Source organism: Variovorax sp. P1_H2, assembly GCF_056405295.1.
The window spans coordinates 1-7055 of sequence record NZ_JBFUCJ010000194.1 but is presented as its reverse complement, the minus strand read 5'-3'; the positions used below and the strand labels follow the sequence as shown (position 1 = coordinate 7055).

General features: G+C 67.9%; 6 protein-coding genes and 2 pseudogenes. 1 reads left to right on the top strand and 7 read right to left on the bottom strand.

The window, feature by feature from the left end; all coding sequences use genetic code 11:
• The 7 genes and pseudogenes from AC1D2E_RS34025 to argA form a co-directional block, all read right to left on the bottom strand.
• Positions 1-354 (bottom strand): annotated as a pseudogene (locus tag AC1D2E_RS34025) (50S ribosomal protein L3 N(5)-glutamine methyltransferase); the annotation flags it as partial.
• Positions 351-1523, bottom strand: a complete 1173-nt coding sequence (dapE, locus tag AC1D2E_RS34020) for a succinyl-diaminopimelate desuccinylase (protein ID WP_478201494.1) — start codon at positions 1521-1523, stop codon at positions 351-353. The pseudogene AC1D2E_RS34025 and the gene dapE, both read right to left, overlap by 4 nt.
• Positions 1524-1541: 18 nt before the next feature.
• On the bottom strand, positions 1542-2690 hold the full coding sequence (locus AC1D2E_RS34015) for a PilT/PilU family type 4a pilus ATPase (RefSeq protein WP_478201493.1): 1149 nt from the start codon (positions 2688-2690) through the stop codon (positions 1542-1544).
• A 77-nt stretch (positions 2691-2767) separates the two neighbouring features.
• Entirely contained in the window at positions 2768-3592 is an 825-nt protein-coding gene (gene dapD / locus AC1D2E_RS34010; RefSeq protein WP_478201492.1) for a 2,3,4,5-tetrahydropyridine-2,6-dicarboxylate N-succinyltransferase, read from the bottom strand.
• Positions 3589-4800, bottom strand: a complete 1212-nt coding sequence (gene dapC / locus AC1D2E_RS34005; RefSeq protein WP_478201491.1) for a succinyldiaminopimelate transaminase — start codon at positions 4798-4800, stop codon at positions 3589-3591. Before dapC ends, dapD begins: the two co-directional genes overlap by 4 nt.
• A 9-nt stretch (positions 4801-4809) precedes the next feature.
• Positions 4810-5229: a hypothetical protein gene (locus AC1D2E_RS34000; protein WP_478201490.1), complete on the bottom strand. Its 420-nt coding sequence runs from the start codon at positions 5227-5229 to the stop codon at positions 4810-4812.
• A 10-nt stretch (positions 5230-5239) separates the two neighbouring features.
• Complete coding sequence (argA, locus tag AC1D2E_RS33995; RefSeq protein ID WP_478201489.1) at positions 5240-6586, bottom strand: amino-acid N-acetyltransferase; 1347 nt, start codon at positions 6584-6586, stop codon at positions 5240-5242.
• A 67-nt stretch (positions 6587-6653) separates the two neighbouring features.
• On the opposite strand from argA, the pseudogene AC1D2E_RS33990 reads away from it, so the two are divergent.
• A pseudogene (locus tag AC1D2E_RS33990) lies at positions 6654-7055 on the top strand (ATP-dependent helicase); the annotation flags it as partial.

Sequence of the window (7055 nt, the reverse complement as noted above, 5' to 3'; positions counted from 1 at the left end):
CAGCCAGGGATCGATGCTGCCGTCGGCCAGCAGCTCGGCGATGAAGCTGCGCGGCACGATGGCGCGTTCGTCGATGTAGAAGGGCACGCCCTGCAGCCAGGCTTCCCGGGTCAGGTAGGCGGCCGGCTTGCGGGTGTCGATGCGCTGCGCGAACAGCGCGCCGACGCGGGCGGCATCGGCGGGCGACACCGGGCGCTCGGCCACGGCATCGAGCTCGTCCAGCGGCAGGCCCAGGCGCCACAGCACCAGCCAGACCGCTTCGTCGAAGGCGTTGTCGGTGCCGTGGCCGAAGGCCACGCCGGCGTCGGCCAGCTGCTTTGCGCCGGCCTCGATGAGTTCAATGACGGTGCTCATACGAGGAGCAGCGCTTCGAGCCGGTCCAGCGTGCGGCGGTAGATGTTCTTGAGCGCTTCGATGTCGGCCACCGCGATGTGCTCGTCGATCTTGTGGATGCTGGCGTTGACCGGCCCCAGCTCGACCACCTGCCGGCAGATCTTGGCGATGAAGCGTGCGTCGCTGGTGCCGCCGCTGGTCGACAGCTCGGTCTCGATGCCGGTCTCGGCGCGGATTGCCTGCTGCACGGCTTCGACCAGCGCGCCGGGCACGGTGAGGAAGGGCAGGCCGCCGAGGGTCCAGGCGAGCGTGTAGTCGAGTCCGTGCGCATCGAGCACCGACTTGACGCGCTGCTGGAGCGATTCGGGCGTCGATTCGGTCGAAAAGCGGAAATTGAAATCGATCACCGCCGCACCCGGGATCACGTTGCTCGCGCCGGTGCCCGCGTGGATGTTGCTGATCTGCCAGCTGGTCGGCTGGAAGTGGTCATTGCCGGCATCCCAGCCGCCGGCCGCGTTGATCGCGACCAGCTCTGCCAATGCCGGCGCGAACGCATGCACCGGGTTCTTCGCCAGGTGCGGGTAGGCGATGTGGCCCTGCACGCCGTTCACCGTGAGCTTGCCGCTCATCGTGCCGCGGCGGCCGTTCTTGATCATGTCGCCGCAGCGTTCGACCGAAGTCGGCTCGCCGACGATGCAGTAGTCGATGGCTTCGCCGCGCGCCGCCAGCGTGTGGCAGACCACCACCGTGCCATCGACGCCGGGGCCTTCCTCGTCGCTGGTGAGCAGCAGCGCCAGCGTGAGCCGCGGATCGGGCGTCGCGGCCAGGAACTCCTCGATCGCGACCACGAAGGCGGCCAGCGAGGTCTTCATGTCGCAGGCGCCGCGGCCATACAACCGGCCCTCGCGGTGCGTCGGCGTGAACGGGTGGCTGGTCCACTGTTCGAGCGGTCCGGTCGGCACGACGTCGGTGTGGCCGGCGAAGGCCAGGGTCTTCGAGCGCTCTCCGGTGCCGGGGCGTACCGCCCACAGGTTGGTGACGCGAAAGTCGGACGGGCCGCTCTCGATGGTCTCGAGCCGGAATCCGAGCCGCGCCAGGCGTTCGCCGAGGATCTGTTGGCAGCCGCCGTCGTCGGGGGTGACCGAGGGGCGGGAGATCAGTTGTTCGGCGAGCTGGAGCGTTCGGGACATCGATGCGGGGCAGGTGGCTCAGGGACGCACGTCGAGCGTGATGTCCGTGAAGGTGGGTTCCTCGACCTGGTCGAGGAGGGAGCGTTCTTCGTTGCGCGTGGGCGGCGCCTTGCGGTTCTGCAGGCGCCACATCAGGTTGGTCGGCGAATCGGCCTGGGCCAGGCCTTCTTCGCGCGTCACGAGGTTCTCGGTGATGAGCCGCGCGATGTCTTCCTCGAAGGTCTGCGAACCTTCGGCCATCGATTGTTCCATGGCTTCCTTGACCGCCGAGAAGTCGCCCTTGCCGATCAGCTCGGCCACCAGCGCGGTGTTGAGCAGCACCTCGAGCGCCGGCACGCGGGCGCCGCCGGGCGTGCGCAGCAGCCGCTGCGCGACGATGGCGCGCAGGGCGCCGCTGAGGTCCCCCAGCAAGGTGGCGCGCACTTCCACCGGGTAGAAGCTCAGGATCCGGTTCAGCGCCCGGTAGCTGTTGTTGGCATGCAGCGTGGCGACGCACAGGTGGCCCGACTGCGCGTAGGCGATCGCGGCGGTCATGGTCTCGCGGTCGCGGATCTCGCCGATCTGGATCACGTCGGGCGCCTGGCGCAATGCGTTCTTGAGCGCGATCTGCAGCGACTGGGTGTCGCTGCCGACGTCGCGCTGGTTCACCATCGACTTCTTGTTGGTGAAGGTGAATTCGATCGGTTCCTCGACCGTGAGGATGTGGCCGGTGGCGTTCTCGTTGCGGTAGTCGAGCATCGAGGCCAGCGTGGTGCTCTTGCCGGCGCCGGTGGAGCCGACCATGAGGATCAGGCCGCGCTTCTCCATCACCAGCGTCTTGAGGATCTCGGGCAGGTTGAGGTCCTCGAAGCTCGGGATGGTCGAGGCGATGTGCCGGACCACCACCGCGTAGCTGCCGCGCTGGCGCATCGCGCTGATGCGGAAGTTGCCCGAGCCCTCGAGCGCGATCGCCATGTTGAGTTCGCCGGTGCGCTCCAGTTCGGCGATGCGGCTTTCGTGCACGACCTCGCCGAGCAGGCTCAGCGGCGCCTCGGGCGGCAGCACCTGGGCGTTGATCGGCATGCAGTTGCCGTTGATCCGGATCAGCGCCGGAGAGTTGGCCGAAAGATAGATGTCCGAAGCCTTGCGCTCGGCCATCAGACGAAGAATTCGTTCCATCGTGCTCATCGGCTTTCTCTCCTCGGCGTTGTGGTTGTTGAACTCGGTCGTCGGCGGGCCGCCCCCTCAGGCGGCCGGCTTTTTCTTCAGTCGCGCAGCAGGTCGTTCAGCGAGGTCTTGGCCCGGGTCTGGGCGTCGACGCGCTTGACGATGATCGCCGCGTAGAGGCTGTAGCGGCCGTTGTCCTTGGGCAGCGTGCCGCTGATGACCACCGAGCCGGCCGGCACGCGGCCGTAGCTGACTTCGCCGGTCGCGCGGTCGTAGATCGGCGTGCTCTGGCCGATGTAGACGCCCATCGACAGCACCGAGTTCTCTTCGACGATCACGCCCTCGACCACCTCGGAGCGGGCGCCGATGAAGCAGTTGTCCTCGATGATGGTCGGGCCGGCCTGCAGCGGTTCGAGCACGCCGCCGATGCCGACGCCGCCCGACAGGTGCACGTTGGCGCCGATCTGGGCGCAGGAGCCGACGGTGGCCCAGGTGTCGACCATCGTGCCTTCGCCGACGTAGGCGCCGATGTTGACGTAGGACGGCATCAGGATCGCGCCCTTGGCGATGTAGCTGCCGCGGCGCGCCACGGCCGGCGGCACGATACGCACGCCGGCTTCCTTGAGCTCGTTGGCCGACAGGTGCGCGAACTTGGTCGGCACCTTGTCGTAGAAGCCCAGCGCGCCGGCCTGGATCTGCTCGTTGTCCTTCAGGCGGAAGGACAGCAGCACGGCCTTCTTGATCCACTGGTGCACGGTCCACTGGCCGACGGCTTCGCGCGTGGCGACCCGCAGCTTGCCGTTGTTGAGCTCGGCGATCACGTGCTCGACGGCGTCGCGCACTTCCTTCGGAGCGCTGGTGGCGGAGATGTTGGCGCGGTCTTCCCACGCGGCGTCGATGGTCTGCTGGAGTTGTTGGGTCATGGAATAGCTCTGTTCTGGATGAAGTTCACGATGCGGTTCGCGGCCTCGGTGCATTCGGCCGTGTCGGCGACCAGCGCCATGCGGATGCGCCCGCGGCCCGGATTGGCACCGGCCACGTCGCGGGCGAGGTAGCTGCCGGGCAGCACCGTCACATTGTATTGAGCGTAAAGCGCCCGGGCGAAACCGGGGTCGTCGCCTTGCCACGAAGGCGGCACGCCGGCCCAGAGATAGAAGCTGGCGTCGGGCAGGCGGACGTCGAGCACGGGCTCGAGCAGCGGCGTCACGGCGGCGAACTTGGCGCGGTACCGGGCGCGATTGTCGACCACGTGGAGTTCGTCGTCCCAGGCCGCGATGCTGGCCGCGGCCACCGTGCCGCTCATCGCGCTGCCGTGGTAGGTGCGGTAGAGCAGGAAGGACTTGATGATGGCCGCGTCGCCGGCCACGAAGCCGCTGCGCAGGCCCGGCACGTTGCTGCGCTTGGACAGCGAGGTCAGGGCGATCAGGTTGCGGAAATCGCTGCGGCCGAGCTTGGCGGCGGCTTCGAGCCCGCCGAGCGGCGGCTCGTCGCGGAAGTAGATCTCGCTGTAGCACTCGTCGGAGGCGATCACGAAGCCGTGCCGGTCGGACAGAGCGAAGAGCTTTTCCCATTCGCCGATCGGCATCACGGCACCGGTCGGATTGCCCGGCGAGCAGACGAACACGAGTTGGGTGCGCTTCCAGACGTCCTCGGGCACGCTGTCCCAGGCCACCGCGAAGTTGCGCTCGGGCACGCTGGGCACGTAGTACGGCTCGGCGCCTGCGAGCAGGGCCGCGCCTTCGTAGATTTGATAGAAGGGGTTGGGCGACAGCACCATCGGGGCCGGCGAAGGGCTGGCATCGACCACGGTCTGGGCCAGCGCGAACAGGGCCTCGCGCGACCCGTTGACCGGCAGCACCTGGGTGGCGGCGTCGAGCGCCAGCCCGTAGCGCCGCTGCAGCCAGCCGGTGAAGGACTGGCGCAGATCCAGATCGCCGGCGGTGGCCGGGTAAACGGCCAGTGCGTCCATGCCGGCTGCCAGCGCGTCCTTGATAAAGGCCGGCGTCGGGTGCTTGGGCTCGCCGATGCCGAGGCTGATCGGCGTGAACGCAGGGTTCGGGGTGATTCCCGCGAACAGTTGTCTCAGCCGCTCGAAGGGGTAGGGCTGCAGTTTGGCGAGCAGGGGATTCATGGGCCTCGATTATCGCGGCAGCCGGCGCGGCGACGCGGCGGCCGAGGCCAGCAGGCGCTCGTAGGCAGCCGGGTCGGCCTGCTGCAGCCTGGCCAGCGCGGTACTGGCGGCCTCTGCGAGTTCGGCGCGGCTGCGCTTCTTGACGGCCTCGATCCCGGCATGGGCTTTTTCGAGCTTGCGCAGCGCGCCGGCTGCCTGGCCGGCGTCGATCGAGCCCGGCTTCGCCTGCGCCAGCAGCACCTCGGTGATCCAGCCCAACTGGCTGCCATAGCTGGCGACCTCGAAGGCCTCCTTCTCGATCCGGCCGTTGCCCGCCTGCGACGGGATGCCGGCGAAGAACCACTGGGTGTCCGGCTCGATCTGCTGGGCCACGCTGCCGCTGAAGGGCAGGTGGAGCGTGGGGGACCAGAACCAGAGCCAGGGGAACATCGCGTTTGTCCTACAGTTTCTTGACCAGCACCTGGCTCTTGCGATCCCAGTTGTACTTGCGCTTGCGGGCCTCGGGCAGCCAGTCGGGGTTGACTTGCTGGAAACCGCGCTTGAGAAACCAGTGCATGGTGCGGGTGGTCAACACGAAGATGCTTTCCAGGCCCGAGGCCTTGGCCCGCTGCTCGACGCGCTTGAGGATCCGCTCGCCGTCGCCCTGGGCCTGCGAGTGCGGCGACACGGTCAGCGCGGCCATCTCGGCGGTCTTCGCCTCGGGGTACGGATACAGCGCCGCGCAGCCGAAGATCACGCCGTCGTGCTCGATCACCGTGTACTGGCCGATGTCGCGCTCGATCTCGGTGCGGCTGCGCTTGACCAGCGTGCCGTCGCGCTCGAAGGGCTCGATCAGCTGCAGGATGCCGCCGATGTCGTCGGCCGTGGCCTCGCGCAGCGACTCGAGCTTCTCGTCGATCACCATGGTGCCGATGCCGTCATGCACGTAGACCTCGAGCAGCAGCGAGCCGTCGACCGAGAAGGGCAGGATGTGGTTGCGCTCGACGCCGGCCTCGCAGGCTTTCACGCAGTGCTGCAGGTAGAAGGCGGTGTCGGTCGGGCGCTGCGGCGGCGGCAGCGCGGCCAGCAGCTTGCGGGCGGTGTCGAGCGGCAGCTCGGTATCTACGGGATTGTCCTCGCCGATGGGCAGGGCCGGGTCCTGGGCGATGCCGGGCACTTCGGTCAGGAAGATCAGCTTGTCGGCCTGGATCGAGATCGCCACGCTGGTCGCGACCTCTTCCATCGTGAGGTTGAAAGCTTCACCGGTGGGCGAGAAGCCGAAGGGCGACAGCAGCACCATCGAGCCGAAGTCCAGGGCCCGCCGGATGCCGGCCGCATCGACCTTGCGCACCAGCCCCGAATGCTGGAAGTCGACGCCGTCGACCACGCCGACCGGTCGGGCGGTGATGAAGTTGCCCGAAATCACGCGGATCGTCGAGCCGGCCATCGGCGTGTTGGGCAAGCCCTGACTGAAGGCGGCCTCGATCTCGTAGCGCAGTTGGCCGGCGGCTTCCTGGGCGCAGTCGAGCGCCACCTCGTCGGTGATCCGGATGCCGTGCGAGTACCTGGCCTCATGGCCCTTGGCGCGCAGTTGCTCGTTGACCTGGGGCCTGAAACCGTGCACCAGCACGACCTTGACGCCCATGCTCTGGATCAGCGCCAGGTCCTGTGCGATGTTCGCCAGCTTGCCGGCGGCGATTGCCTCGCCGGCCATCGCGACCACGAAGGTCTTGCCGCGGTGCATGTGGATGTAGGGCGCCACCGAGCGGAACCAGGGGACGAAGGTGAAGTTGAAGACGGTGGACATTGGCGGGGTAGATCGGGCGGAATTGCCGGGCGCAAGATAATCGGCGATTTTCCCCGAACTGCCCGCCTTGTCTTCGCCTCTTCTTCGAATCGAGTTCCCCGAGTCCCTGCCGGTGTCGGCCCGGCGCGACGAAATCAGTGCCGCCATCGAGGCGAACCAGGTCGTCATCGTCTGCGGCGAGACCGGCTCGGGCAAGACCACGCAGTTGCCCAAGATCGTGCTGGAACTCGGCCGTGGCAAGCGCAACGCGCCGCCGGGCAAGGGCCGGCTGATCGGCCATACGCAGCCGCGGCGCATTGCCGCGACCTCGGTCGCCAAGCGCATCGCCGAGGAACTGAAGACGCCGCTGGGCGAGGTGGTCGGCTACAAGGTGCGATTCCAGGACCGGCTGTCGCGCGAGGCCTCGGTCAAGTTGATGACCGACGGCATCCTGCTGGCCGAGACGCAGACCGATCCGCTGCTCAAGGCC

Bases quoted from the DNA above. Each gene is read 5' to 3' on its own strand.
- dapE (WP_478201494.1), bottom strand. From the start codon at position 1,523: ATGTCCCGAACGCTCCAGCTCGCCGAACAACTGATCTCCCGCCCCTCG.
- AC1D2E_RS34015 (WP_478201493.1), bottom strand. From the start codon at position 2,690: ATGAGCACGATGGAACGAATTCTTCGTCTGATGGCCGAGCGCAAGGCT.
- dapD (WP_478201492.1), bottom strand. From the start codon at position 3,592: ATGACCCAACAACTCCAGCAGACCATCGACGCCGCGTGGGAAGACCGC.
- dapC (WP_478201491.1), bottom strand. From the start codon at position 4,800: ATGAATCCCCTGCTCGCCAAACTGCAGCCCTACCCCTTCGAGCGGCTG.
- AC1D2E_RS34000 (WP_478201490.1), bottom strand. From the start codon at position 5,229: ATGTTCCCCTGGCTCTGGTTCTGGTCCCCCACGCTCCACCTGCCCTTC.
- argA (WP_478201489.1), bottom strand. From the start codon at position 6,586: ATGTCCACCGTCTTCAACTTCACCTTCGTCCCCTGGTTCCGCTCGGTG.